General features: G+C 71.7%; 24 protein-coding genes. 10 read left to right on the top strand and 14 right to left on the bottom strand.

Annotated elements, in window-relative coordinates; translation table 11 throughout:
- On the top strand, positions 1-216 hold a 216-nt coding region (locus tag ACZ63F_RS40155; protein ID WP_351706620.1), incomplete at its 5' end, for a hypothetical protein.
- Positions 217-688: 472 nt separating this feature from the next.
- A complete protein-coding gene (gene trpS, locus ACZ63F_RS40150; RefSeq protein WP_469718733.1) occupies positions 689-1747 on the top strand; it encodes a tryptophan--tRNA ligase in 1059 nt (352 codons plus the stop codon).
- Here trpS and ACZ63F_RS40145 read toward each other — a convergent pair.
- Complete coding sequence (locus ACZ63F_RS40145) at positions 1654-2691, bottom strand: GlxA family transcriptional regulator (RefSeq protein WP_469718731.1); 1038 nt, start codon at positions 2689-2691, stop codon at positions 1654-1656. The genes trpS and ACZ63F_RS40145 overlap by 94 nt on opposite strands.
- A gap of 75 nt (positions 2692-2766) precedes the next feature.
- Between ACZ63F_RS40145 and ACZ63F_RS40140 the strand changes: the two genes are divergently transcribed.
- Positions 2767-3444 (top strand): cysteine hydrolase family protein, encoded by a 678-nt coding sequence (locus tag ACZ63F_RS40140; protein ID WP_469718729.1) that lies wholly within the window; start codon positions 2767-2769, stop codon positions 3442-3444.
- A gap of 25 nt (positions 3445-3469) precedes the next feature.
- Here ACZ63F_RS40140 and proC read toward each other — a convergent pair whose 3' ends face one another.
- From proC to ACZ63F_RS40105, 7 genes are all read right to left on the bottom strand, one after another.
- On the bottom strand, positions 3470-4282 hold the full coding sequence (gene proC, locus ACZ63F_RS40135; protein WP_294009600.1) for a pyrroline-5-carboxylate reductase: 813 nt from the start codon (positions 4280-4282) through the stop codon (positions 3470-3472).
- A 68-nt stretch (positions 4283-4350) separates the two neighbouring features.
- Positions 4351-5139, bottom strand: a complete 789-nt coding sequence (locus ACZ63F_RS40130; protein WP_469718727.1) for an ABC transporter permease — start codon at positions 5137-5139, stop codon at positions 4351-4353.
- Positions 5136-5945, bottom strand: a complete 810-nt coding sequence (locus tag ACZ63F_RS40125; RefSeq protein WP_469718725.1) for an ABC transporter ATP-binding protein — start codon at positions 5943-5945, stop codon at positions 5136-5138. The genes ACZ63F_RS40130 and ACZ63F_RS40125 overlap by 4 nt, the downstream gene beginning before the upstream one ends.
- Before the next feature lie 383 nt (positions 5946-6328).
- A complete protein-coding gene (locus ACZ63F_RS40120; protein WP_469718724.1) occupies positions 6329-7150 on the bottom strand; it encodes a class I SAM-dependent methyltransferase in 822 nt (273 codons plus the stop codon).
- 75 nt (positions 7151-7225) lie between these two features.
- Positions 7226-7732 carry an EamA/RhaT family transporter gene (locus tag ACZ63F_RS40115; RefSeq protein ID WP_469718723.1) on the bottom strand — a complete coding sequence of 169 codons (507 nt, stop codon included), beginning with the start codon at positions 7730-7732 and terminating at the stop codon, positions 7226-7228.
- 54 nt (positions 7733-7786) lie between these two features.
- On the bottom strand, positions 7787-8068 hold the full coding sequence (locus ACZ63F_RS40110) for an SH3 domain-containing protein (RefSeq protein WP_469718722.1): 282 nt from the start codon (positions 8066-8068) through the stop codon (positions 7787-7789).
- 76 nt (positions 8069-8144) lie between these two features.
- A complete protein-coding gene (locus ACZ63F_RS40105) occupies positions 8145-8471 on the bottom strand; it encodes an SH3 domain-containing protein (protein WP_469718720.1) in 327 nt (108 codons plus the stop codon).
- 180 nt (positions 8472-8651) lie between these two features.
- On the opposite strand from ACZ63F_RS40105, the gene ACZ63F_RS40100 reads away from it, so the two are divergent.
- Positions 8652-10796: a serine/threonine-protein kinase gene (locus ACZ63F_RS40100; protein WP_469718719.1), complete on the top strand. Its 2145-nt coding sequence runs from the start codon at positions 8652-8654 to the stop codon at positions 10794-10796.
- Between the two features lie 70 nt (positions 10797-10866).
- On the opposite strand, the gene ilvD is transcribed toward ACZ63F_RS40100, so the two are convergent.
- From ilvD to ACZ63F_RS40080, 4 genes are all read right to left on the bottom strand, one after another.
- Complete coding sequence (gene ilvD / locus ACZ63F_RS40095; RefSeq protein WP_469718717.1) at positions 10867-12720, bottom strand: dihydroxy-acid dehydratase; 1854 nt, start codon at positions 12718-12720, stop codon at positions 10867-10869.
- A 184-nt stretch (positions 12721-12904) separates the two neighbouring features.
- On the bottom strand, positions 12905-13528 hold the full coding sequence (locus ACZ63F_RS40090) for a TetR/AcrR family transcriptional regulator (protein ID WP_469718715.1): 624 nt from the start codon (positions 13526-13528) through the stop codon (positions 12905-12907).
- Positions 13525-14355, bottom strand: coding sequence for a sugar phosphate isomerase/epimerase family protein (locus ACZ63F_RS40085; RefSeq protein WP_469718713.1), 831 nt, complete (start codon positions 14353-14355; stop codon positions 13525-13527). Before ACZ63F_RS40085 ends, ACZ63F_RS40090 begins: the two co-directional genes overlap by 4 nt.
- A 117-nt stretch (positions 14356-14472) precedes the next feature.
- Positions 14473-15405: a Ppx/GppA family phosphatase gene (locus ACZ63F_RS40080; protein ID WP_469718711.1), complete on the bottom strand. Its 933-nt coding sequence runs from the start codon at positions 15403-15405 to the stop codon at positions 14473-14475.
- A gap of 80 nt (positions 15406-15485) precedes the next feature.
- On the opposite strand from ACZ63F_RS40080, the gene ACZ63F_RS40075 reads away from it, so the two are divergent.
- Positions 15486-16343: a DUF3109 family protein gene (locus ACZ63F_RS40075; protein ID WP_469718709.1), complete on the top strand. Its 858-nt coding sequence runs from the start codon at positions 15486-15488 to the stop codon at positions 16341-16343.
- A gap of 71 nt (positions 16344-16414) precedes the next feature.
- Here the strand turns inward: ACZ63F_RS40075 and ACZ63F_RS40070 are convergent, their stop codons facing one another.
- Positions 16415-18118 carry a BACON domain-containing protein gene (locus tag ACZ63F_RS40070; protein WP_469718707.1) on the bottom strand — a complete coding sequence of 568 codons (1704 nt, stop codon included), beginning with the start codon at positions 18116-18118 and terminating at the stop codon, positions 16415-16417.
- Between the two features lie 207 nt (positions 18119-18325).
- On the opposite strand from ACZ63F_RS40070, the gene radA reads away from it, so the two are divergent.
- Both radA and disA read left to right on the top strand, forming a co-directional pair.
- Positions 18326-19735 (top strand): DNA repair protein RadA, encoded by a 1410-nt coding sequence (radA, locus tag ACZ63F_RS40065; RefSeq protein WP_469718705.1) that lies wholly within the window; start codon positions 18326-18328, stop codon positions 19733-19735.
- Between the two features lie 80 nt (positions 19736-19815).
- Positions 19816-20940: a DNA integrity scanning diadenylate cyclase DisA gene (gene disA / locus ACZ63F_RS40060; RefSeq protein WP_351714154.1), complete on the top strand. Its 1125-nt coding sequence runs from the start codon at positions 19816-19818 to the stop codon at positions 20938-20940.
- Positions 20941-21057: 117 nt separating this feature from the next.
- On the opposite strand, the gene ACZ63F_RS40055 is transcribed toward disA, so the two are convergent.
- Positions 21058-21918, bottom strand: coding sequence for a hypothetical protein (locus ACZ63F_RS40055; protein ID WP_469718703.1), 861 nt, complete (start codon positions 21916-21918; stop codon positions 21058-21060).
- Between the two features lie 202 nt (positions 21919-22120).
- Here ACZ63F_RS40055 and ACZ63F_RS40050 point away from each other — a divergent pair, with 202 nt between their 5' ends.
- The 3 genes from ACZ63F_RS40050 (at position 22121) to ACZ63F_RS40040 (ending at position 24462) form a co-directional block, all read left to right on the top strand.
- A complete protein-coding gene (locus ACZ63F_RS40050; RefSeq protein ID WP_469718702.1) occupies positions 22121-22996 on the top strand; it encodes an HhH-GPD family protein in 876 nt (291 codons plus the stop codon).
- 267 nt (positions 22997-23263) lie between these two features.
- Positions 23264-23803, top strand: a complete 540-nt coding sequence (locus tag ACZ63F_RS40045; protein WP_362603150.1) for a SigE family RNA polymerase sigma factor — start codon at positions 23264-23266, stop codon at positions 23801-23803.
- Entirely contained in the window at positions 23791-24462 is a 672-nt protein-coding gene (locus tag ACZ63F_RS40040) for a hypothetical protein (RefSeq protein WP_469718701.1), read from the top strand. Before ACZ63F_RS40045 ends, ACZ63F_RS40040 begins: the two co-directional genes overlap by 13 nt.
- Positions 24463-24541 lie beyond the last annotated feature (79 nt).

Below are 24541 nucleotides of genomic sequence, written 5' to 3'. Positions count from 1 at the left end.
CTGGCGTTGACTTTTGGCACGCTGTTGAGTTCTCAAGGAACGGTCGCTTCCTTTGTACTCACCCTCTCGGGCTTTCCTCCGGGCTTCCCTTCGGTCTTGCGTTTCCGACTCTATCAGATCTTTTCTCGATCCGATTTCCTCGGTGCTTTCCAGGTTCCCGCTCTCGCGTTTCCCTTTCCGGCGGTTCCGACTCTATCAGATCCTTTCGGCGTCTGATTCCCAGTCAGCGGGAGTTGCCTTCGCGGCCGTTGGGCCGTTCCGACGAGTGAGACTTTAGCGGATTCCCGGCCTCCGAGCTAATCGGGGCCGCGTCCTTTCGAACGTGGATTCCTCATTCCGCAAATACGCACGCAGAAGCCGTCGACGACGTATCGCCGATTGCCGGTGGGTACTTGCGGAGTGGCTGTCCGGGGACCGACCGAGGTCGGCGCTCACGTCGGACAACTCGGAGAACACTACGTATGCGGTTGGGGCGTGTCAACTCGCGGCGGGACGGCACCCCGGCGGCGTATGGTGGGCCCCATGACGACGCGTACGTGTTCCCAGCAGTGGTGGCCCGCCTGACGGCGGCCGCCCTCACGTACGTATCCAACGGCCGCCGCTTCGGCGGCCGTTCGCGTATCTCCCTCCAGAACCCCTGAGGGCCGGCCGCCGGGGACGGCGGCCTCGACCAGGAGGTGGAGAGGGAATGACACGGGTCTTCAGCGGGATCAAGCCGACCGGGCATCTGACACTGGGGAACTACCTGGGGGCCATGCGGCAGTGGGCTGCCGTGGACCAGCACCAGTCCGACGCGCTGTTCTGCGTCGTCGATCTGCACGGCATGACCGTGGACCACGATCCGGCCCGGCTGCGCAGGCTCACCCGGCAGGCGGCGACGCTGCTGCTGGCGGCGGGGCTGGATCCGGAGCTGTGCACCGTGTTCGTGCAGAGCCATGTCGACGAGCACACCCGGCTGTCGTACGTCATGGAGTGCGTGGCGACCGACGGTGAGATGCGGCGGATGATCCAGTACAAGGAGAAGGTCGCCGGCGAGGCGGCGCGGGGGCGGGGTGTGCGGCTGTCCCTGCTGACGTATCCGGCGCTGATGGCGGCGGACATCCTGGCCTACGGGGCGGACGAGGTGCCGGTCGGGGACGACCAGGCGCAGCACGTGGAGCTGACCCGGGATCTCGCGGTGCGGTTCAACCAGCGGTACGGGCACACGTTCGTGGTGCCGAAGGCGACCGTGCCGACCGTGGCGGCGCGGGTGATGAATCTTCAGGATCCGACATCGAAGATGGGCAAGAGCGACGACTCCGGTCCCGGGATCGTCTATCTGCTGGACGAGCCGGACGTGATCCGGAAGAAGGTCATGCGGGCCGTGACGGACAGCGGGCGGGAGGTCGTGTACGACAGGGAGGAGCGGCCCGGGGTCGCGAATCTGCTGGAGATTCTCGCTGCGTGCACGGGCGGGAACCCTGAGTCACTGGCAACCGTTCACCATTCGTACGGAGCGCTGAAGCAGGCCACCGCGGAGGCGGTGCTGGAGACGCTGAGGCCCGTGCAGGCCAGGCACAAGGAGTTGTGTGCCGATCCTGGATATGTGGAGGGGGTGCTGCGGCATGGGGCGGAGAAGGCCCGGGCGATCGCCCGGCCGATCGTCGATACGGCTTACCGGGCGATCGGGCTGTTGCCGCCGGGCACCGTCTCTGACTCGGGCGCGGCCCCGGTGACGGCCGAGCCTGCGTTGAACGCCGCGCGGTAGGCGCGGGGGCTGGTGGCGAGGCGCGATGCGAAATGCTGACGCATGGTGACCTCGCTGCCGAACCCGGCCCGGCGGGCGATCTCGGGCATGGGCAGGTCGGTGCGTTCGAGGAGTTTCTGAGCCGCGGCGAGGCGCTGGTCGAGGAGCCAGCGGAGCGGGGTCGTGCCGGTCTCCGCCGTGAAGTGTCGGGCGAAGCTGCGCGGGGACATGCCGGCGTGCGCGGCCAGGTCGGCGACCGTCAGTGGTTCGTGCAGGTGGCGCAAGGCGTGTTCGCGGACGGCGGCAAGGGTGTCGGCGTCCCGGTCGGCGCGCGGTGTGGGGTGCTCGATGAACTGTGCCTGGGTGCCCGTGCGGAAGGGGGCGGTGACCATCGAGCGGGCGATGGTGGCAGCCGCTTCGGCGCCATGGGTCCGGCGGACCAGGTGGAGGCAGAGGTCGATGCCGGCGGCCGTGCCGGCGGCGGTCCAGATGTTGTCGTCCTCGATGTAGAGGGCGTCGGGGACGACGGTGATGCGGGGATGCCGGGTGTGGAGGAGGTCGATCAGGTTCCAGTGGGTGATGGCCCGGCGGCCGTCGAGCAGGCCGGCCTGGGCGAGGGTGAAGGCGCCGCCGCAGAGGGCGGCGAGGGTGGTGCCGCGGGCGTGTGCGCGGCGGAGGGCGTCGAGAACGGGGGTGGGTGCGGGGGTGAGGTCGTCGTCGAGGCCTGGGACGACGACGAGATCGGCTCGGTCGAGCCAGGCGAGGGTGCGGTCGGGGTGCAGGGCCAGGCCGCCACGCATCGGGACGGGGGTGCTGTCCACGGCGACTCTGCGCAGGTCGAAGGCGGGGGCGCCGCGGTCGGTGCGGTCGGTGCCCCAGACCTCCGTGATGACGGAGACGTCGAAGGCGCGAACGCCGGGGAAGGCGACGAGGGCGATGCGCTGTACGGGGGCCGTGGTCGGCATGGTTGGCAGTAAACCATCGATCGCTGACTTTTGCCGCTCTGGGGCGTGGCGCCCCACGGCGACAGGATCGTGCCCATGGGAAACGACAGGGAAAGCACACAGACCACGGCGAACTCCGAGAACTCGGAGAACTCGGTCACCGCGGAGAACTCGGTGTCTGCCGTCGCCGCCGACGCGGCGCTGGTGGTCGTAGACGTGCAGAAGGGCTTCGAGGAGCTCGGCTTCTGGGGACCGCGGAACAACCCTGGGGCCGACGAGAACATCGCCGCGCTCATCGATGTGTGGCAGGAGACCGGGCGGCCGGTGGTGTTCGTCCGGCACGACTCGTCGAAGCCGGGGTCGCCACTGCGGCCGGGGCAGGAGGGGAACGACTTCAAGGAGTACGTGGCGGAGAGGAGAGGAAAAAGGGCTGCCGGAGGCGGCGGTGCCGAGCTGCTGGTCACGAAGTCCGTGAACTCGGCGTTTCTGGGGGCGCCGGATCTGGGGGCCTGGCTGACCGGGCAGGGCGTCGGGCAGATCGTGCTGGCCGGGATCCAGACCAACATGTGTGTCGAGACGACGGCCCGGATGGGCGGGAACCTCGGGTACGACGTGCTGGTGGCGTACGACGCGACGTACACCTTCGACCTGGTGGGGCCGTTCGGCTGGCGGCGCGGCGCGGAGGAGCTGGCGCAGGCGTCGGCTGTGTCCCTGCACGGGGGTGGCTTCGCGCGGGTGTTGACCACGAGGGAGATCGTGGCGGCGGCGCGGTGACCACGGGACCACCCCCGGCGGGCCGTCAGTCCTTCTTGCCGGAGGCGAGTTCGCGGCTGCGGTCGCGGGCGGCCTCGAGGGCGGCGATGAGGGCGGCGCGGACGCCGTGGTTCTCCAGTTCGCGGATGGCGTTGATGGTGGTGCCGGCGGGCGAGGTGACGTTCTCGCGGAGCTTGACCGGGTGTTCGCCGCTGTCGCGGAGCATCACGGCGGCGCCGATCGCGGACTGGACGATGAGGTCGTGGGCCTTGTCGCGGGGCAGGCCGAGCAGGATGCCGGCGTCGGTCATGGCCTCGACCAGGTAGAAGAAGTAGGCCGGGCCCGAGCCGGAGAGGGCGGTGCAGGCGTCCTGCTGGGACTCGGGTACCCGGAGGGTCTTGCCGACGGCGCCGAAGATCTCCTCGGCGTGGGCTACGTGGGCCTCGGTGGCGTGGGTGCCGGCGGAGATGACGGACATCGCCTCGTCGACGAGGGCGGGGGTGTTCGTCATGACGCGGACGACCGGGGTGCCGGTGGCGAGGCGTTCCTCGAAGAAGGAGGTGGGGATGCCCGCGGCGCCGCTGATGACGAGGCGGTCGGCGGGCAGGTGCGGGGCGAGTTCGTCGAGGAGGGTGCCCATGTCCTGGGGCTTGACCGTGAGGATCAGGGTGTCGGCGGTCTTCGCGGCCTCGGGGTTGGTGACCGGGGTGACTCCGTGGCGGGCACGGAGTTCTTCGGCGCGTTCGGGGCGGCGGGCGGTGACCAGGAGGTCGGCTGGGGCCCAGCCGGCGCGGATCATTCCGCTGAGCAGGGCTTCGCCGATCTTGCCGGTGCCGAGGACTGCGACTTTCTGACTCATGCGGTTCAGTCTGGCACCGGGGGTGCGGGCGGGGGCCGGTTGTCCGCTGGACGGACGCCGGCGGCGGGTTACGCGGTGCGGCGCCGCAGGGTGGCCGCTCCGAGGGCCAGGACCAGCAGGGCGCAGCCGGCGACGATCAGGACGTCCCTGACGAACGTGGCGGTCATGTCGGTGTGGCGGAGGACCTCGTTCATGCCGTCGACGGCATAGGACATGGGCAGGACGTCGGAGATGGCTTCGAGGGCGGGGTGCATCTCGGAGCGGGGGGTGAAGAGGCCGCAGAGGAGGATCTGGGGGAAGATCACCGCGGGCATGAACTGGACCGCCTGGAATTCCGAGGCCGCGAAGGCCGAGACGAAGAGACCGAGGGCCGTGCCGAGCAGGGCGTCGAGCAGGGCGACCAGGAGCAGGAGCCAGGGGGAGCCGGTGACGTCGAGGCCGAGGAGCCAGACGGCGAGGCCGGTGGCGAGGGCCGACTGGATGATCGCGAGGATGCCGAAGGCGAGGGCGTAGCCAGCGATGAGGTCGGCTTTGCCGAGGGGCATGGCGAGGAGTCGTTCGAGGGTGCCCGAGGTGCGTTCGCGGAGGGTGGCGATGGAGGTCACCAGGAACATCGTGATGAGCGGGAAGATGCCGAGGAGTGAGGCGCCGATGTTGTCGAAGGTGTGCGGGCTGCCGTCGAAGACGTAGCGGAGCAGGACCAGCATCAGGCAGGGGATGAGGATCAGCAGCGCGATGGTGCGGGGGTCGTGGCGGAGCTGGCGCAGGACGCGGGCGGCGGTGGCGATGGTCCGGGAGAGGCTCAGGGCGCCGACGGGGATGGTGCCGGCGGTGGTGGTCGCGGTCTGGGTGGTCATCGTGCCGTTTCCTTCGTGCGGGAGTTGGCGGCGGCTTCGTCGACGAGGTGGAGGAAGGCGGACTCGACGGTGTCGGAGCCGGTGCGGGTGCGCAGGGCCTCGGGGGTGTCGTCGGCGAGGATCTCGCCCTCGCGCATGAGGAGGAGGCGGTGGCAGCGTTCGGCCTCGTCCATGACGTGGGAGGAGATGAGGAGGGTGGCGCCGCGGTCGGCGGCGATGGAGTGGAAGAGGTTCCAGAGGTCGCGGCGCAGGACGGGGTCGAGGCCGACGGTGGGTTCGTCGAGGACGAGGAGTTCGGGGCTGCCGAGCAGGGCCACGGCGAGGGAGACGCGGTTGCGCTGGCCGCCGGAGAGGTTGCCGGCGAGGGCGTCGGCGTGGTCGGTGAGGTCGACTTCGCCGAGGACGCGGTCGACGTCGGCGCGGCGGGCGGCGGTGGTACGGGTGGGGTCGAGGATCGCGCCGAAGTAGTCGAGGTTCTGGCGGATGGTCAGGTCGTCGTAGACGGAGGCGGCTTGGGTGACGTAGCCGATCCGGGTGCGCAGGGAGGGGTGTCCGGCGGGGCGGCCGAGGACGTTCAGGGTGCCGGTGACCTTGGCCTGGGTGCCGACGATGGAGCGCATCAGGGTGGACTTGCCGCATCCGGAGGGGCCCAGGAGGCCGGTGATCTGACCGCGCGGGACGGTGAAGTCGAGTCCGCGCAGGACGGTACGGGGGCCGCGGACCGCGGTGAGTCCGGTGGCCTGGACGGCGGGGGGCAGGGCTGGGTTGCCGGGGGCCTGGGGCGGCTCCGGCGAGTAATTCACCATGTGATGAATAATGCTCGGGAGGGGGTGGCCCGTCAAGGGGAGGGCATGGCGGGGCCGGGGCAGGGTGGTGGCGGGGACGGAGAGGGGGCGGGGGCGGGGAAGAGGGGCGGGCGGGGAGGAGGGGCGCTCACCGGCACTGGGCGGGTGCCGCCCGCGCCCACCCGTGCCGCCCGCGCCGCCCGCGCCGCCTGAGCGGCACGGGGAGCTGGGGATGCCTCGGACATGCCCCGTGAGGGGCGCCGGGGATGGCGGGGACGGGCCCCGTAAGGGGCGCTGGGGGCGGCCCCGGCCGAAGGCTGGGGGAGGAACTGCGCGACCAGCCTGCCCCACCCCCACCGGCCCACGGCCGAGTCGCTGCCGCGGGCCGGTGTTGTCGGTAGCGCTCAGGCGTTGAGTGCTACGAGGAGGAGGACGTCGTACGTCTCCTCGACGACGCCGTCCGGGAAGATCTTCAGGAGGTGGGCGCGTTCCGCCGCGAGGAACTCGGTGCGGCGTGCCTCGGAGGTGACGAGGAACGCCGAGTGGCTGCCGATGTTGGCGAGGTGGGTGTCGATCGGGACCCGGCGGCTCCAGCGGACCTCGCGGCGCGCGAAGCGGAGCCTGCCGCTGGGGTCGGCGAGGTCGGTGCGGTCGGCCCCCTTGCGCTGCTCGAACGCGTTGTTGATGCCGAAGAACCGGCTGATGCGTTCGGAGGCGTCGGCGATCCAGCCGATGTCGAGTGCGCTGGTGTTCCACCACAGCGCCAGCGCCCCGCCGGGACGCAGCACGCGGAGCGCCTCCGGCACGGAGCGGGCCGGGTCGGTCCAGTGCCAGGCCTGGGCGTAGGTGAGGAAGTCTGCGGTGGCGTCGGCGAGCGGAAGGGCGTCGCCGTTGCCGCGGACGATCGGAATGCCGGGCCGGGTGGCGTGGAACTGCGCCGCCATGCCCTCCCCAGGCTCCACCGCGATCACCTCGGCGCCGCGCGTGTGCAGGAGGGCGGTCGCGATGCCGGTGCCCGCGCCGACGTCGACCACCCGGGCGCCCGTGAGGGAGCGGCCGGCCTCCTCCTCGACGGCGTCCAGGAGGGCGGGCGGGTAGGAGGGGCGGTTCGCGGCGTACTGGGCCGCGGCGGCGTTGAAGGAGTGCGCGCGTGCGGCGTGGGAGGGGGCGGGGGTCGGGTTCGGGCCCGGGTTCCGGGGGTGCGACTGCGACTGGCCTGTGGTCATGCGGCCATGGTCCCCGGGGGCGGGGCGGGGAGGACAGGGATGTCCGAGAGGTGGGCTGGATTTGGCGCGCCGGCCTCAGGACTTCCGCTTCTTCTTCGACGGGTTGCCCGAGCGGCGGGTGGTGCGGCGTTCGTGGTCCCGGACGGCGGTGTCGTACTCGGCGCGGTGGAGTTTCTCGCCGGGGGCCTCGGCGAGGGAACGGAAGAAGTAGGCGAGGAGCGAGCCGACGAACCCGATGGCGAGGAGGCCGCGCAGGGAGGCCTGGCGTTCGGGGTCGGGGCGCTTGCCGAAGGACTCCCAGGTGTTGCGGAAGGCCAGGGCGCTGCAGATGGCGAACATCGCGACGACGAGGACGGTCACGAAGGCGCCGGTGTCGGCGAGCTGGACGCCCTCGTAGGCGAGGCGCAGGACCAGGCAGGAGCCGACGGCGGCGGCCAGCGAGCCCACGGCCACGCCGATCCGGCGGGCGGTGTAGCCGTCGTCGTGGTTCACCCAGGACGTGCCGAAGAAACGGAGGGGCTCGGGGCGGGGCCCGCCGGTGGAGCCCGCGGGGGTGTCCGGGGTGCCTGGTTCGTCGCTCACGGGACGATTATGGCGCCGGGGGCCGCGGGCTCCGGGTCGGGGTTGGTGTGCGGGTCAGGCGCAGCGGTCGGCCACGTAGCCGTCACTGCCCGTGTTGACGTAGGCGTCCGAGACGTACTCACCGTTGTCGATGTTGTCCCAGATGTTCGACGTGCCGTAGTAACCCGACACCGAGGTCCCCGGCGTCTGGCAGAAGATCGGGACCTTGGTGTTCTCGGGAAGGGTGCGGGTGATGCTGTAGCCGGTGCCCGGGCCGCTGCGGACGTTCAGGCGAACGCCCGGCGCGACCGAGTACGTCGATACGGCGGCGGCTTCCGACGCCGCACCCAGAATCATGAGAAAGGCTCCGGCAGAGCCTGCGAGAAGGACGGAAGCGCGTCTTAAGGGTGTCATCCCAGTCCCCCTGGACCGGTCAGGAGCAGCGGTCGGCCACGTAACCGTCGCTGCCGGTGTGGACATAAGCGTCTGACACGAACTCGCCGTTGCTGATGTTGTCCCAGATGTTCGACGTGCCGTAGTAACCCGACACCGAGGTCCCCGGCGTCTGGCAGTAGATCGGGACCTTGGCACCCTCGGGGAGGGCTCGGGTGATGTCGTAGCTGGTGCCCGGGCCGCTGCGAACGTTCAGGCGCACGCCCGGGGCGACGGAGTAGTAGCGGACTGTGGTGGTTGCCGCCAGCGTCGTGGCGGCACTCTCCTCGCCGCTGCTTTCGGCTTCCTGCACGTGGTCGACGGACATGTGCTGCTCCCCCCACTGGCCCCATGAGTTCCATGGGGTCCCGTTGATTCCCCTCATTCGAGTCACGAAACACATGTCCGCAACTCGCACGCGGAGGCTAGCAAGCCGCCTCTGTCTCGTACGAGTCATCGACTAGGCTCCGTGAGTCGCGCTCCGCGGAAACAGCACGGGGGTGGTCCCTTGACGCCACAGCGCAACACCGGAGCGGGCGCGGAAGCGGAACTTCCCGAGTATGCCGGGCACTACCGTCTGGAGTCGTGCCTCGGCTCCGGTGGCATGGGCGTGGTGCACCTTGCCCGCAGCACCTCGGGGCTGAAGCTCGCGGTGAAGGTCGTGCATGCCCAGTACGCCAAGGACCGTGAGTTCAGGGGCCGTTTCCGGCAGGAGGTGGCCGCCGCGCGCAAGGTCAGCGGCGCGTTCACGGCCCCCGTGGTGGACGCCGACCCCGAGGCCGAACGGCCCTGGATGGCCACCCTCTTCATCCCCGGCCCGACCCTTTCCGAGCACGTGAAGCGGAACGGTCCGATGCCTCCCGCCCAGTTGCGCCGGCTGATGGCCGGACTGGCGGAGGCGTTGCGCGACATTCACAGGGTCGGTGTGGTGCACCGGGATCTGAAGCCGAGCAACGTGCTGCTCGCCGAGGACGGTCCCAAGGTGATCGACTTCGGCATCTCCCGGCCGAAGGACAGCGAACTGCGGACCGAGACGGGAAAGTTGATCGGTACGCCGCCGTTCATGGCGCCGGAGCAGTTCCGGCGGCCGCGTGAGGTGGGGTTCGCCGCCGACATCTTCGCGCTCGGGTCGGTGCTGGTGCATGCGGCGACGGGGCGGGGGCCGTTCGACTCCGACAGCCCGTACGTCGTCGCCTACCAGGTCGTGCACGACGAGCCCGACCTCACCGGCGTACCGGAGGAACTCGCGCCGGTGGTGCTGCGGTGCCTCGCCAAGGAGCCGGAGGACAGGCCGACGCCCGACGAACTGATGCGGGAACTAAGGTCGTTGTCCGCGTCGTACGACACGCAGGCGTTCATACCGGCACAGCGGGCGACCGTTGGGGGCGGCACCGAGGAGGCCGTGAAAGCGGAGCCGTCGGAGGAGGGCGCGGAGCGCCCGCGGGAGGCGGAGAAACCGCGGCAGCCGGGCACAGCGCGGCTCGGCAGGCGGGTCGCCTTGGCCACGGGCGCTGTTGTCCTCGTGCTCGGCGCGGTCGCGGCCTTGGTCGAGTGGGGCGCCGGGAGTACCGCGCAGCCGCAGGTGAGCAACCCGAGGACGACGGCCGCCGCCTTCTCCGCCTGGCAGGCCAAGCCCGTCACCAAGGACGCGACCACTCCCCAGTGCACCGTCGGCAAGGGGAGGTTGTTCTGCACCGAGGCGTCGGTGGCGTTCGCCCTGGACCCTGTGACGGGTGACGTGCTCTGGCGACACACCGTCGCGAACGCCCACTGGAACCGGCCCCCGGTCCTCTCCGGCGGCCTCCTCCAACTCGTCACCGACGAGGCCCGGCACGTAAGCGCGCTCGATCCGGACTCGGGCAGGAGCCGATGGCAGCGTGACCTGCCCGAGAACAAAGGGATGGAGTACGCCGGCGACACCCTCCTGCTCACGCGTGCGGACGGCACGGTCACCGGAGTGGACAGCGCCACCGGCGCCACCAGGTGGAGCCGGTCGACAGGGGTGCACGGCACGGCACGGATCGATTTCTTCGCCGCGGATCCGTCCTCGGCATATGTGACCAGTACGTCCGCGGACGGGACCAGCACGCAGCTCACCGTCCTGGATCCGGCCACCGGAGACGTACGGGGAGACACCCGCCGATTGCAGGGGCTGCTGAAGCCGGTCGGCGCGCAGGACGGGACGGTCTTCCTGCTGTCCACCGATCCGGTCTACGGCGACGCCGACGCCGTGGTCCGCTACACGCCGGCGTCCGGGGACACCCGCCGGGTCAAACTGCCCGTGCCGCGTGAGGACGTGCAGGCCGGGGTGCACGGCGGCGTGGTCTACGTGCTGGCGGCCACCGGCTCGCTGGACGCCGTCGACGTGACGGCGGGCAGGCGCACCTGGCATGCGGAGACCTCGGTCAGCCGGGGCTCGGTGCCCGTCGCCGACGGCCGGCACGTGTACTTCTCGGCCGCCGACGGCCGGCTCATGGCCGTCGACGCACGCAGCGGAACGGCCGCCGGACAGACCTCGGCCCGCTTCGGAACGGACTCCGGCGGCGTCACCACCTCGGTGCCCGCCCCCCTGCTCCTCGACTCCCACGTCTACGCCACCGCCCCCGACGGCACCGTCTTCGCCGTGGACGCGGGGGATCCCGGCGACTGGTAGCGGCGCCGGAGAGAAGAGGAAGGGGCCGCCTCCGTGCGGGAGGCGGCCCCTTGCCGGCGTGCGGTGTGGTTCAGCCCAGCTTCGTCACGTCGCGGACCGCGCCCTTGTCGGCGCTGGTGGCCATCGCGGCGTAGGCGCGCAGGGCGGCGGAGACCTTGCGGTCGCGGTTCTTCGGGGCGTACACGCCGTTCAGGGCCTGCTCGCGGCGGGACAGTTCGGCCTCGTCGACGAGGAGCTCGATCGTGCGGTTCGGGATGTCGATGCGGATGCGGTCGCCGTCCTCGACGAGGGCGATGGTGCCGCCGGAGGCCGCCTCCGGGGAGGCGTGGCCGATGGAGAGGCCCGAGGTGCCGCCGGAGAAGCGGCCGTCGGTGATCAGCGCGCAGGTCTTGCCGAGGCCGCGGCCCTTGAGGAAGGACGTCGGGTAGAGCATCTCCTGCATGCCGGGGCCGCCCTTGGGACCCTCGTAGCGGATCACGACGACGTCGCCGTGGGTGACCTGCTTGTTGAGGATCTTCTCGACGGCCTCCTCCTGCGACTCGCAGACGACCGCGGGGCCCTCGAAGGTCCAGATGGACTCGTCGACGCCGGCCGTCTTGACCACGCAGCCGTCGACGGCGAGGTTGCCCTTGAGGACCGCGAGGCCGCCGTCCTTGGAGTACGCGTGCTCGACGCTGCGGATGCAGCCCTCCGCCGCGTCCTCGTCCAGAGCCTCCCAGCGCTCGGACTGGGAGAACGCCTCGGCGGAGCGGACGCAGCCGGGGGCCGCGTGCCACAGTTCGACCGCCTCGGGGGACGGGGAGCCGCCGCGCACGTCCCAGGTCTTCAGCCAGTCCGCGAGGGACGGGCTGTGGACGGAGTGCACGTCCTCGTTGAGGAGACCGCCGCGGTGCAGCTCGCCGAGGAGGGCCGGAATGCCGCCGGCGCGGTGCACGTCCTCCATGTAGTACGTGCGGGTCTTCGCGACGTTCGGGGCCACCTTGGCCAGGCAGGGCACCCGGCGCGAGACCTCGTTGATCTCCTCCAGACCGAAGGGGACGCCCGCCTCCTGGGCGGCGGCCAGCAGGTGGAGGATCGTGTTCGTGGAACCGCCCATCGCGATGTCCAGGGCCATCGCGTTCTCGAACGCGGCGAAGGTCGCGATGTTCAGCGGCAGGACCGTCTCGTCGTCCTGCTCGTAGTAGCGGCGGGTGAGGTCCATGACCGTGCGGGCCGCGTCGACGTACAGCTGCTTGCGGGCCGTGTGGGTGGCCAGCACCGAGCCGTTGCCGGGGAGGGAGAGGCCGATCGCCTCCGTCAGGCAGTTCATCGAGTTGGCCGTGAACATGCCGGAACAGGAGCCGCAGGTCGGACAGGCGTTCTCCTCGATACGGAGGATGTCCTCGTCCGAGATCTTGTCGTTCACCGCGTCGGAGATCGCGTCGACCAGGTCGAGGGTGCGGACGGTGCCGTCGACCAGGGTGGCGCGGCCGGCCTCCATGGGGCCGCCGGAGACGAAGACCGTCGGGATGTTCAGGCGCAGGGCGGCCATGAGCATGCCCGGGGTGATCTTGTCGCAGTTGGAGATGCAGACCAGGGCGTCGGCGCAGTGGGCCTCGACCATGTACTCGACCGAGTCGGCGATCAGGTCGCGGGACGGGAGGGAGTACAGCATGCCGCCGTGGCCCATCGCGATGCCGTCGTCCACGGCGATCGTGTTGAACTCGCGCGGGATGCCGCCCGCCTCCCTGATCGCCTCGGAGACGATCCGGCCGACCGGCTGGAGGTGGGTGTGGCCCGGCACGAACTCCGTGAACGAGTTCGCGACGGCGATGATCGGCTTGCGGCCGATGTCCGCACCCGGTACACCGGAGGCGCGCATAAGGGCGCGGGCGCCCGCCATGTTGCGGCCGTGGGTGACTGTGCGGGACCTCAGCTCGGGCATCGTCGCTCGCTCCTTCAGACAGATAGGGCTGCTAACGAGCGTACGCCCGTTGTTCAGGCCTCGGGACGAGGTGTCCGGAATGCGGGACGCGCGTCTCGCACGGGCGGGGATCACGGGTCGGGGATCACGGGTCGGCTCGCGGCCCCGCTCAAGGTCCGGCCCACGGCCCGGCTTACTGCCCCGCTCACGGTCCGGTCAGATGTCCCTGCACCACCGGGGCGATCCTCGCCACGATCTGCTCCAGGTCCGCGGACGCCAGCGGCTCCAGCTTGATCACGTAGCGCAGCATCGCGCACCCCACCAGCTGTGCCGCGGCCAGCTCGGCCCGCAGCTCCCCGTCGGAGTGGCCCAGCTGCTCCGCGAGCCGGCGCAGCAGCTGGGCGGCGACCAGCCGGCGGAAGACGGCGGCGGCCGTCTCGTTGTTGACGGCGGAGCGGACGATCGCGAGGAGCGGCTTACGGGTGGTGGGGTTCTCCCAGATGCCGAAGATGAACCGGGTCAGACGCTCTCCGACGCCGTCCAGCGGGCCGTCGGCGATGGCGGCGGGCGCGTTGAGCGCGGGGGCGAAGGCGACCGCGATGGCGGCCTCGAAGATCTGTTCCTTGGTGCCGAAGTAGTGGTGGACCAAGGCGGAGTCGACACCGGCGGCCTTGGCGATGCCACGTACGGACGTCTTCTCGTAGCCGTGTTCGGAGAACTCCTCGCGGGCGGCGACGAGGATACGGTCCCGGGTGTCGGCCGACTCGGTGCGCGGGGGGCGGCCGCGGCGCCGGCTGCCCGCACCGCCTTCGGCCGGGGTGTCGCTCACCGGCGGGGCACCTTCACCGCCGAGGCCAGGTGCAGCCGGGTGAAGGCCAGGGCCTCCGCGAGGTCGGCCTCGCGCTCCGCGCCGGACATCGCGCGCCGGGTGTTGACCTCGATGACGACATGGCCGTCGAAGCCGGTGACCGCGAGCCGCTCCAGCAGCTCGGCGCAGGGCTGGGTGCCGCGTCCTGGCACCAGGTGCTCGTCCTTGGCCGAGCCGCGGCCGTCGGCGAGGTGGACGTGGCCGAGCCGGCCGCCCATGCGGTCCAGCATGGCGAGCGCGTCGACGCGGGACGTCGCGGCATGGCTGAGGTCGATCGTGAAGTGCCGGTAGTCGTCCTTGGTGACGTCCCAGTCGGGGGCGTACGCGAGCATCTCGCGGTCGCGGTAGCGCCACGGGTACATGTTCTCCACCGCGAACCGCACGGCCGTCTCGTTCGCCATGCGCCAGATCCCCTCGACGAAGTCGCGGGCGTACTGGCGCTGCCAGCGGAACGGGGGGTGCACGACGACCGTGCTCGCGCCCAGCTTCTCGGCGGCGGCCCGGGCCCGCTGGAGCTTGACCCAGGGGTCGGTGGACCAGACCCGCTGGGTGATCAGCAGACAGGGGGCGTGAACCGCGAGGATCGGGATGCGGTGGTAGTCGCTCAGCCGGCGCAGCGCCTCGATGTCCTGGCTGACCGGGTCGGTCCAGACCATGACCTCGACGCCGTCGTAACCGAGGCGCGCGGCGATCTCGAAGGCCGTCGCCGTCGACTCCGGATAGACGGAGGCCGTGGAGAGCGCGACCTTCGCATCCGGGATGCGGACGACGTCCCTTGGGTTTGCCACGAGGGACAGGTTACGGGGTGGGGAGGAGTGGGAAGCGGGCGCCTACTCGCCGTTGTGACGAGGGTCGCGTCGGCGCGTGCGGCGCCTTCGTGGCTGCCCGAGCCCCTTCCGGGGCGCTCAAGCGGAACCCATGTGGTCGAGGCGCCGCAGGATCACGCCCTCCCTGAGCGCCCATGGGCACACCTCCACGCTCTCCACCTCGAAGAGGTCCATCGCGGCCTCCGCCACCAGCGCACCCGCCACCAGCTGGCCCGACCGCCCTTCCGACACTCCCGGGAGCGCGGAGCGCTGGGCCGTGGTCATGGCCCCCAGCCTCGGGACCCAGGTCTCCAGGGAGTCCCGCTTGAGTTCGCGCTGGACGTAGAGGCCGTCGGCGGAGCGGGCCGCGCCGGCGATGCGGGCCAGCTGCTTGAAGGTCTTCGACGTGGCGACCACGTGGTCGGGGGCGCCGAAGCGGCTGAACTCGCCGACGGTACGGGCGATCTCGGCGCGTACGTGGCGGCGCAGTGCCCGTATGTCGTCGGAGGAGGGCGGGTCGCCGGGGAGCCAGCCCGCGGTGAGCCGGCCGGCGCCGAGCGGCAGCGAGACGGCCGTGTCGGGCTCCTCGTCGATGCCGTACGCGATCTCCAGGGAGCCGCCGCCGATGTCGAGCACCAGCAGCTTTCCGGCGGACCAGCCGAACCAGCGGCGGACCGCGAGGAAGGTCAGCCGGGCCTCGTCGGCACCGGTGAGGACCTGGAGCTCGACACCGGTCTCGGCCCTCACGCGCGCGAGGACGTCGTCCGCGTTGGTGGCCTCGCGCACGGCGGAGGTGGCGAACGGCAGCAGGTCCTCGACGCCCTTGTCCTCCGCGGCCTGGAGGGCGTCCTTGACGACACCGACCAGTTTCTCGATGCCGTCGGGGCCGATCGCCCCGTTGCCGTCGAGGAGTTGGGCAAGGCGCAACTCCGCCTTGTGCGAGTGCGCCGGCAGCGGGCGCGCGCCGGGGTGCGCATCCACCACCAGCAGATGCACCGTGTTGGATCCCACGTCGAGGACACCGAGTCTCATGTACGGAACTGTACGGAACGCTGCAGACAGGGGTCCCTGAGCAGTCCCCGGAGTGGCCGTCGGCGACTTACCCTGGACGGGTGCCAAAGACGAAAAAGACGAAGGACCACAAGGCCGCCAAATCAGCCGACGGTTCTTCGCGGGCGAAGCCACCGAAGCAGTCGAAGCCGCCGAAGACCGCCCTCGCCGCGGACGAGAAGGGTCTCGACTTCGCGCGGGCCTGGGTGGAGTTCCCGGATCCGGCCGACGACGAGCAGGTGTTCCGCTGTGATCTGACCTGGCTGACCTCGCGCTGGAACTGCATCTTCGGCAGCGGCTGCCAGGGCATCCAGGCGGGCCGCGCGGACGACGGCTGCTGCACGCTGGGCGCGCACTTCTCCGACGAGGACGACGAGAAGCGGGTCGCCGATCATGTGGCGAGGCTCACTCCGGAGATCTGGCAGCACTACGACGAGGGCACGCGGGGCGGCTGGATCTCGGAGGACGAGGAGGGCTCCCGCCAGACCCGCCCGTTCCAGGGCTCCTGCATCTTCCAGAACCGCCCCGGTTTCGCCGCCGGCGCCGGCTGCTCGCTGCACATCCTGGCGCTGCGGGAGGGCCGCGAGCCGCTGGAGACCAAACCGGACGTCTGCTGGCAGCTCCCGATCCGCCGGACGTACGACTGGATCGACCGCCCCGACGACACGCGGGTCCTGCAGATCTCGATCGGCGAGTACGACCGCCGGGGCTGGGGTCCGGGCGGCCACGACCTGCACTGGTGGTGCACCTCGGCGACCTCGGCACACGGCGCGGGCGATCCGGTCTACGTCTCCTACCGCCCGGAACTGACCGAACTGATGGGCAAGGCCGGCTACGACCGGCTGGTGGAGCTGTGCGAGGCACGTCTCGCCTCCCAGCTCCCCCTGGTGGCACCGCACCCGGCCGACCCGGTGGACTGACGCCCCCCGGAGGGCCCCGAAAGGGCGCGGGGACCTGCGCGAACCCGCAGGCCGTAGGGGCCCCGCGGTACTCACGAAGCCGGTGGCGGGGTTTCGCTGCCGGGGTCTGTCGGTGAAGCCGGTGCCGTGGGGCTCGCGGTGTCGGAGTCCGTGGGGGTCGGTGTGGGCGAAGGTGAGGTCGGTGGGTCGGTGGGCGGTGGTGTCGGCGGGGTCGTCGGAGCGGATGCCGTCGGTGTCGGTGTCGGCCTCCCCGCAGGGGGCGGTTTCGGTCCCCGGCGCGTCGGCGGGGCCATCCCGAAGCCGTCGATCGACACCACCGCCCCCGCCGGCGCCACCGCCACCCGCGCGCTCCAGCGCCCGGCCGGCTCCCGCAGGTGATCGACGTACACCTTGATCGTGAACGTCTCGCCCGGCCGGAGCGTTCCCGACGGTCTGGAGAAGTACAGCCAGTCCGCCGAAGTGGACACCGACCACCGCACCGCCGCGCCCCCGGACGCCGTGAGCGTGACCAGGGTCGTGTCGCCGTCGTTCGCGGCGGTCACGGCGAGGTGCGCGGCACCGACCTTCCTCCGGTCGGCTCCCGTGACACCGATCACCTCGACCGACACGTCGGCCTTGCCGTCCTTGCCGATGCGCGGCCCGGGTCTGGTGCTGGCGTTGCCGGCGTTCTGGTAGCCCCCGCCCGTGTCGCCGTCGAGCGCGTCGGGTCCCGCGGCCTCCCGCGCGGTCACGGACGGACCGTCGTGCCCCTCCCCCGGCGAGCCCCGGTAGGCCGCCCACAGGGCCAGCACCGGGGCGGCCACCACCGTGGCGACGACGGTCGTCGTGACGGCACGCGCGCGCAGCCGGTCGCGGCGGGCCGCGTGGTCCTTGGGGTCCATCGGGAAGCCGCGCCGGTCGAAGCGCGGGGCGGCGGCGCCACGCGCGCGTGGCTGGTGCGCCATGGCCACGTGCAGGGCCGCGCGGGGCGCCTCCAGGACGGGCAGCTCGGCGGGCGTGGTCATCGCGCCGGGCCACCGGCCGGGGGCGGCACGCTCGGCGGTGCGGCGGCAGCGCGGGCAGTCGTCGACGTGCCGGACCAGTTCCCGGCGCAGGGCACTGCTGAGGACCAGCTGGCTGTCGCCGGTGAGGTGGGACACGCTCGGGCAGCCGCCGGTCTCGACGACCGCGAGTGCGGCGCGGGTGCGTTCGACCTCGCAGGCGGCGGAGGCGAGCAGCTCCCGGGCACCGGCCAGGTCCATGCCGAGGACGGCGGCGACCTCGTGGGCGGCCAGGTGGTGGCGTACCGCGAGTTCGAGCGCCTCGCGCTGCTCGGGGGTGGTGCCGGCGGCTTCCGGCCAGGCGAGCAGGGCGAGTTCGCGGCGCCGCTCCTCCTGGGTGTCGGCGGGGACCACGGGGTCGGCGGCGGGGGCGGGGTGCCGGCCCGCCGCGTGGGTGGCCTGACGTTTCTGCTTGGCCTCGGCGAGCCCGCGCAGACAGGCCCAGCGGGCCAGCGCGTACAGCCAGGCCCTGCGGTCCCCGGCGGCCTCCGGGACGCGCTGGCCGCGCCGCTCGGCGAGGGCGAGGACGTCCCCGAGCGCGGCGGTGGCCGCGTCGTGGTCGCACAGCACCGAGAGGCAGTAGGTGAACAGCCCGTCCAGGTACGGCTCGTAGCGGGTCGGCGGTCGCTGCGCCAGCGCACGCGCCGCCGCGCGGTCACGCGCCGTGCGCGCCTCCCGGTGCGCCCGGTGTGCGCCGGTCGTTCGGGCCGAGGTCTCCGGACTGCTGCTCATCACCCGTGCGACCGTAGGCGGCGCCGTATGGCCCCTTCTGGCGGCTTGAGCTCTTTTAATCCGTACGGGTGAAACGATCCCTCAATCGGGGACAGGAACCTGTTCCACCCTGGCTCGTACCCGTCCCCGGCCGGCCGGGATTGGTCCACCCACACCTGTCACGCGGGCCACCGTGGCCCCACTGTCAGTGGCGGAGGCTACGGTTTCCGCATGGCTGCCCGTACCAAGACCGCGAAGGACCGTCCGTCGTACCGCTGCACCGAGTGCGGCTGGCAGACGGCCAAGTGGCTCGGCCGGTGCGCCGAGTGCCAGGCGTGGGGGACGATCGAGGAGTACGGCGCGCCCGCGGTCCGTACGACGGCCCCCGGCCGGGTCACCACCTCCGCCGTGCCCATCGGCCAGGTCGACGGCCGGCAGGCCGCCGCCCGCACCACCGGCGTCCCGGAACTGGACCGCGTTCTCGGCGGCGGCCTGGTCCCCGGCGCGGTGGTGCTGCTCGCCGGCGAGCCCGGCGTCGGCAAGTCCACCCTCCTGCTCGACGTGGCCGCCAAGTCGGCCAGCGACGAGCACCGCACGCTCTACGTCACCGGCGAGGAGTCGGCGAGCCAGGTCCGGATGCGCGCCGACCGCATCGGCGCCATCGACGACCACCTCTACCTCGCCGCCGAGACCGATCTGGCCGCCGTCCTCGGCCACTTGGACGCGGTGAAGCCGTCGCTGCTGATCCTGGACTCCGTCCAGACGGTCGCCTCCCCGGAGATCGACGGCGCCCCGGGCGGCATGGCCCAGGTCCGCGAGGTGGCCGGGGCCCTCATCCGCGCCTCGAAGGAGCGGGGCATGTCCACGCTCCTCGTGGGCCACGTCACCAAGGACGGCGCGATCGCGGGTCCGCGGCTGCTCGAACACCTCGTGGACGTCGTCCTGCACTTCGAGGGCGACCGCCACGCCCGGCTGCGCCTGGTCCGGGGCGTCAAGAACCGCTACGGCGCCACCGACGAGGTCGGCTGCTTCGAGCTGCACGACGAGGGCATCACGGGCCTCGCCGACCCGAGCGGCCTCTTCCTGACCCGGCGTGCCGAACCGGTCCCGGGCACCTGCCTGACCGTCACCCTGGAGGGCCGCCGCCCCCTGGTCGCCGAGGTGCAGGCGCTGACGGTCGACTCCCAGATCCCCTCCCCCCGCCGCACCACCTCCGGCCTGGAGACCTCCCGGGTCTCGATGATGCTGGCCGTCCTGGAGCAGCGCGGGCGGATCAGCGCGCTCGGCAAGCGGGACATCTACTCCGCGACGGTCGGCGGGGTGAAGCTCTCGGAGCCCGCCGCCGACCTGGCCATCGCCCTCGCGCTGGCCTCCGCCGCCAGCGACACCCCGCTCCCGAAGAACCTGGTCGCCATCGGTGAGGTCGGCCTCGCGGGCGAGGTCAGACGGGTCACCGGGGTCCAGCGCAGGCTCGCGGAGGCGCACCGGCTCGGCTTCACGCACGCGCTCGTACCGGGCGACCCCGGCAAGATCCCGGCGGGCATGAAGGTCCTGGAAGTCGCCGACATGGGGGACGCGCTGCGGGTGCTGCCGCGCTCCCGTCGCCGAGAGGCCCCACGGGAGGCGGAGGAGCGCCGGTAGACTTTGCCCTGGTCTCGCCCGTCCGTACGAACCGAGTGCGGGGACGGCAGCGCCTCAGAACCTGCGACCGGAGGAGTGCAGTGGCAGCCAACGACCGGGCAGGAGCTCCCGGAAAGTCCGGTGGGAGTGCCGGTTCCGATGGCCTGATGCGCGCCTCGCTGAGCGCCGTGGCTCCGGGCACGTCCATGCGGGACGGCCTGGAGCGGGTCCTCCGCGGCAACACGGGCGGACTCATCGTCCTCGGCTTCGACAAGACGGTCGAGTCGATGTGCACGGGCGGATTCGTCCTGGATGTCGAGTTCACGGCGACCCGGCTGCGCGAGCTGTGCAAGCTCGACGGCGGCATCGTGATCTCCTCCGACCTGTCGAAGATCCTCCGGGCGGGCGTGCAGTTCGTGCCCGACGCGACGATCCCCACGGAGGAGACCGGCACCCGCCACCGCACGGCGGACCGCGTCTCCAAGCAGGTCGGGTTCCCGGTGGTCTCGGTCTCCCAGTCGATGCGGCTGATCGCGCTGTACGTCGAGGGGCAGCGCCGCGTCCTCGAGGACTCGGCGGCGATCCTGTCCCGCGCGAACCAGGCGCTGGCGACCCTGGAGCGGTACAAGCTCCGCCTGGACGAGGTCGCGGGGACGCTGTCGGCGCTGGAGATCGAGGACCTGGTGACGGTCCGCGACGTGTCGGCGGTCGCCCAGCGCCTCGAGATGGTCCGCCGGATCGCCACGGAGATCGCCGAGTACGTGGTCGAACTGGGCACCGACGGGCGGCTGCTCGCCCTCCAGCTGGACGAGCTGATCGCAGGGGTGGAGCCGGAGCGCGAGCTGGTGGTCCGGGACTATGTGCCCGAGCCGACTGCGAAGCGCTCCCGCACGGTCGACGAAGCGCTCTCCGAGCTGGACGCCCTGAGCCATGCGGAGCTGCTGGAGCTGCCGACGGTGGCACGGGCCCTGGGGTACACCGGGTCGCCGGAGGCGCTGGACTCGGCGGTGTCGCCCCGCGGCTTCCGGCTGCTGGCGAAGGTGCCGCGGCTGCCGGGGGCGATCATCGACCGGCTGGTCGAGCACTTCGGGGGCCTCCAGAAGCTGCTCGCCGCGAGCGTGGATGATCTGCAGACCGTGGACGGCGTCGGCGAGGCCCGCGCCCGCAGCGTGCGCGAGGGGCTGTCGCGGCTGGCGGAGTCGTCGATCCTTGAGCGGTACGTCTGATTTCGCCGGTCAGCTCGGGGCGATGCGTTGTGCGGCGAATGCGGGCCGGACGGGGCTGGTCGCGCAGTTCCTCGCGCCCCCGAGGGGCGCGCCGTACAGCCGCACCCGCAACCCGCCCTAGTCCGCCGCCAGCACGAAGGACGCCTGGGCCTTGGCATAGCCCGGGGCCGTCGCCTCCAGCAGGTAGGTGCCCGCTCCGGCCGAGCCCGCCGCAGGCGTCGCGCACTGGGGGGCGCTCGGCTTCCGGTCCCACTTCAGGGTGTACGTGATGCTGCTCCCGGACGGCACCCGGTACCACCGGCTCCCCGCCGACTTCGGGCAGTCCGCCGACGACCAGTAGGTGTCGTCCGCGCTGGCCTGCGTGATGGTCAGCACCGCGCTCTTCGGCCCGAGGTCGATCTTGCAGTCACTGGACGACGTGTTCTTCGCGGTGAGCTCGAAGGTCGGCGTCTGCTCGGGCGAGTACGAGTTGTGCAGGCTCCGCAGCGTCAACGCCACCGAACCCGCGGTGCAGTTGGGCAGCGAGGAGGCCCCCGGCAGCGAGGCGACCGTGCCGCCGGACCCGGACGTCACGTCGCCTCCCGAGCCGGAGGAACCGCCCGAACCACCCGAGCCGCCGGACGTGTCGCCGCCCGAGCCGGCCGAACTCCCGCCGGCGTCACCGGAACCGGACGTCGACCCGGACGTCGACCCGGAACTCGAACCGGAACCACCCGCCGAACCGCTGCCGCTCGACCCGTCCCGGCCACCCGGTGCCTGGCTGATCGCGGGACCGCTGCCCGACGGCCCCGGCGTGATCGTGGACACGGGATTCTTGCCGTTCGCCCCGTTGTCGCCCTTCTTGCCGCCTCCGCCGCCGGACGTGACGACCCAGACGATCAGCAGCGCCAGCACGGCGACCACGGACACCATGACGACCCTCCGTCGCCAGTAGATGGAGGAGGGAAGCGGCCCGACCGGATTGCGCAGAGATCCCACGGCGCAAACTGTACGAGAGATCCGTGCAGTTCCTCGCCCCACCCGCCGCCCAAACCTCAACTTTTCCGGATCATCATTTCGGCAACTCCCGTCGGCACGGCCACCCTTCGCCGTACGCGGCGTCGACCCCGACCCCGCCGCGCCCTCGCCGCGGACCACGTCCACCCCACCCGTCGCCGGACGTGGCAGGATCGGAAGGGCCATGACTGAGAAGCTTCACACCCCTGTGATCGCCTGGTTCGACGCCCACGCCCGCGACCTCCCCTGGCGCCGCCCGGAGGCGGGCCCGTGGGGTGTCATGGTCAGCGAGTTCATGCTGCAGCAGACCCCGGTGAACCGGGTCCTGCCCGTGTACGAGCAGTGGCTGGCCCGCTGGCCGCGCCCCGCCGACCTCGCCGCGGAGGCGCCCGGTGAGGCGGTCCGCGCCTGGGGCCGGCTCGGCTACCCGCGCCGCGCCCTGCGGCTGCACGGCGCCGCCGTCGCCATAACGGAACGGCACGGCGGCGACGTACCGACGGATCACGCGCAGCTGCTCGCGCTGCCGGGCATCGGCGAGTACACCGCCGCCGCGGTGGCCTCGTTCGCGTACGGGCAGCGGCACGCCGTACTGGACACCAATGTGCGGCGGGTGTTCGCGCGGGCGGTGACCGGAGTGCAGTACCCGCCGAACGCCACCACCGCCGCCGAGCGCAAGCTCGCCCGCGAACTGCTGCCCCCGGACGAGAGGACCGCCGCGCGCTGGGCAGCCGCCTCGATGGAGCTGGGCGCGCTGGTGTGCACGGCGAAGAACGAGACGTGCCAGCGGTGCCCGATCGCCGGGGAGTGTGCCTGGCGGCTGGCGGGCAAGCCCGAGCACGAGGGGCCGCCGCGGCGCGGGCAGACGTACGCCGGTACCGACCGGCAGGTGCGCGGCAAGCTGCTGGCCGTCCTGCGGGAGGCGCACGCGCCGGTGCCGCAGACGGCGCTCGACCGGGTGTGGCACGAGCCGGTGCAGCGGGCCCGCGCGCTGGACGGGCTGGTCTCGGACGGCCTGGTGGAGCCGCTCGCGGGCGGTCTGTACCGGCTTCCGCTGAGCTGACGTACAGCCACATCACAGGAGACGGGGCTCCGTTACGGCCTCACCCGCGCGACAAATGCCTACATACTCGGGCATAAGACTGCGCCTACTTACCCCGAACCTACTTCCGTTACACAACCGACGGACAGCCGATTGCTACCCGCAGGCTGCTCCGCACAGCCCCGTGACAACGGGTCCGTAGCTTCGTTTCTGTGCCCGCCAGGACCGCGGGACGGCAGTAACTCAGGCACAGGGCCGGGGAAAACGGGGATCGGGAGGCGGTTGATCATGGCGCAGGGCGAGGTGCTCGAATTCGAGGAGTACGTCCGCACTCGACAGGACGCGCTGCTGCGCAGCGCCCGCCGGCTGGTCCCCGACCCGACGGACGCCCAGGATCTGCTGCAGACGGCGCTGGTCCGGACGTACGGCCGCTGGGAGACCATCGAGGACAAGAAGCTCGCGGACGCCTACCTGCGCCGGGTCATGATCAACACGCGCACCGAGTGGTGGCGGGCCCGGAAGCTGGAGGAGGTCCCGACCGAGCAGCTGCCCGACGCGTCCGTGGAGGACTCCACCGAGCAGCACGCGGACCGCGCTCTCCTCATGGACATCATGAAGGTGCTGGCTCCGAAGCAGCGCAGTGTCGTGGTGCTGCGACACTGGGAGCAGATGTCCACGGAGGAGACGGCCGCCGCCCTCGGCATGTCGGCCGGAACGGTCAAGAGCACGCTGCACCGGGCGCTCGCCCGGCTCCGCGAGGAGCTGGAGTCACGCGACCTCGACGCACGCGCGCTGGAGCGTGAGGAGCGGGAGCGTTGCGCGGCCTGACCGGCACGGGGTCCAGCAGGGGCCCGGCGAGTGCACAGGCGGTGATCACGGCGACGGTCGTGCTCGCCGCCCTCGCCCTTTTCGCCGCGGCCTGCGGCACCGGCGGCACCGGAGCCCGTGACGAGGGACCGGCGCACGCCGGCTCGGTCGCGCCCGCCCCGGCCGCCAAGTCCCCCTCGCCCAACCCGTCGCAGACGTACGAGAAGGTCGACGCGGTCGCCCTGGTGAAGGCCGACCCGGCGGTCTCGGGCACGGTGAAACGGGACCTGAAACCGTGCTCGGGCGACGAGTACCCCGTCGACGTGACGTACGGCAATCTGACCGGCGGCCCGGTCGAGGACATCGTCGTGAACGTCCTGACCTGCGGGGACGCGGTCGGGGTCGGGGCGTACGTGTACCGCAGGGAGAGCGGCGCGTACAAGAACGTCTTCAAGGCCGAGGAGTCCCCGGTCTACGCGGAGATAGACCGGGGCGACCTGAGCGTGACCAAGCAGGTGTACGAGAAGGGCGACCCGGTGTCGAGCCCCTCCGGCGAGAACGTGATCACCTACGGCTGGTCCGGGGGACGCTTCGTCCAGGAGGACTTCCACCACACCGACTACGGCAACGCGTCCGGCAGCGGCGACGACGCCACGCCGGTGCCCTCCGTGGCCGGCTGAACCAGCCGCACCCGCCGTAGCGGCCGTACCCACTCGATCCCCCCACCGACCACCGACCACCGACCACCGAGAGAGCCGG

It is taken from the genome of Streptomyces sp. NPDC104761 (assembly GCF_055583445.1).
Note: the sequence above shows the minus strand (reverse complement) of the source record. Positions and strands in the feature narration are given on the sequence as shown.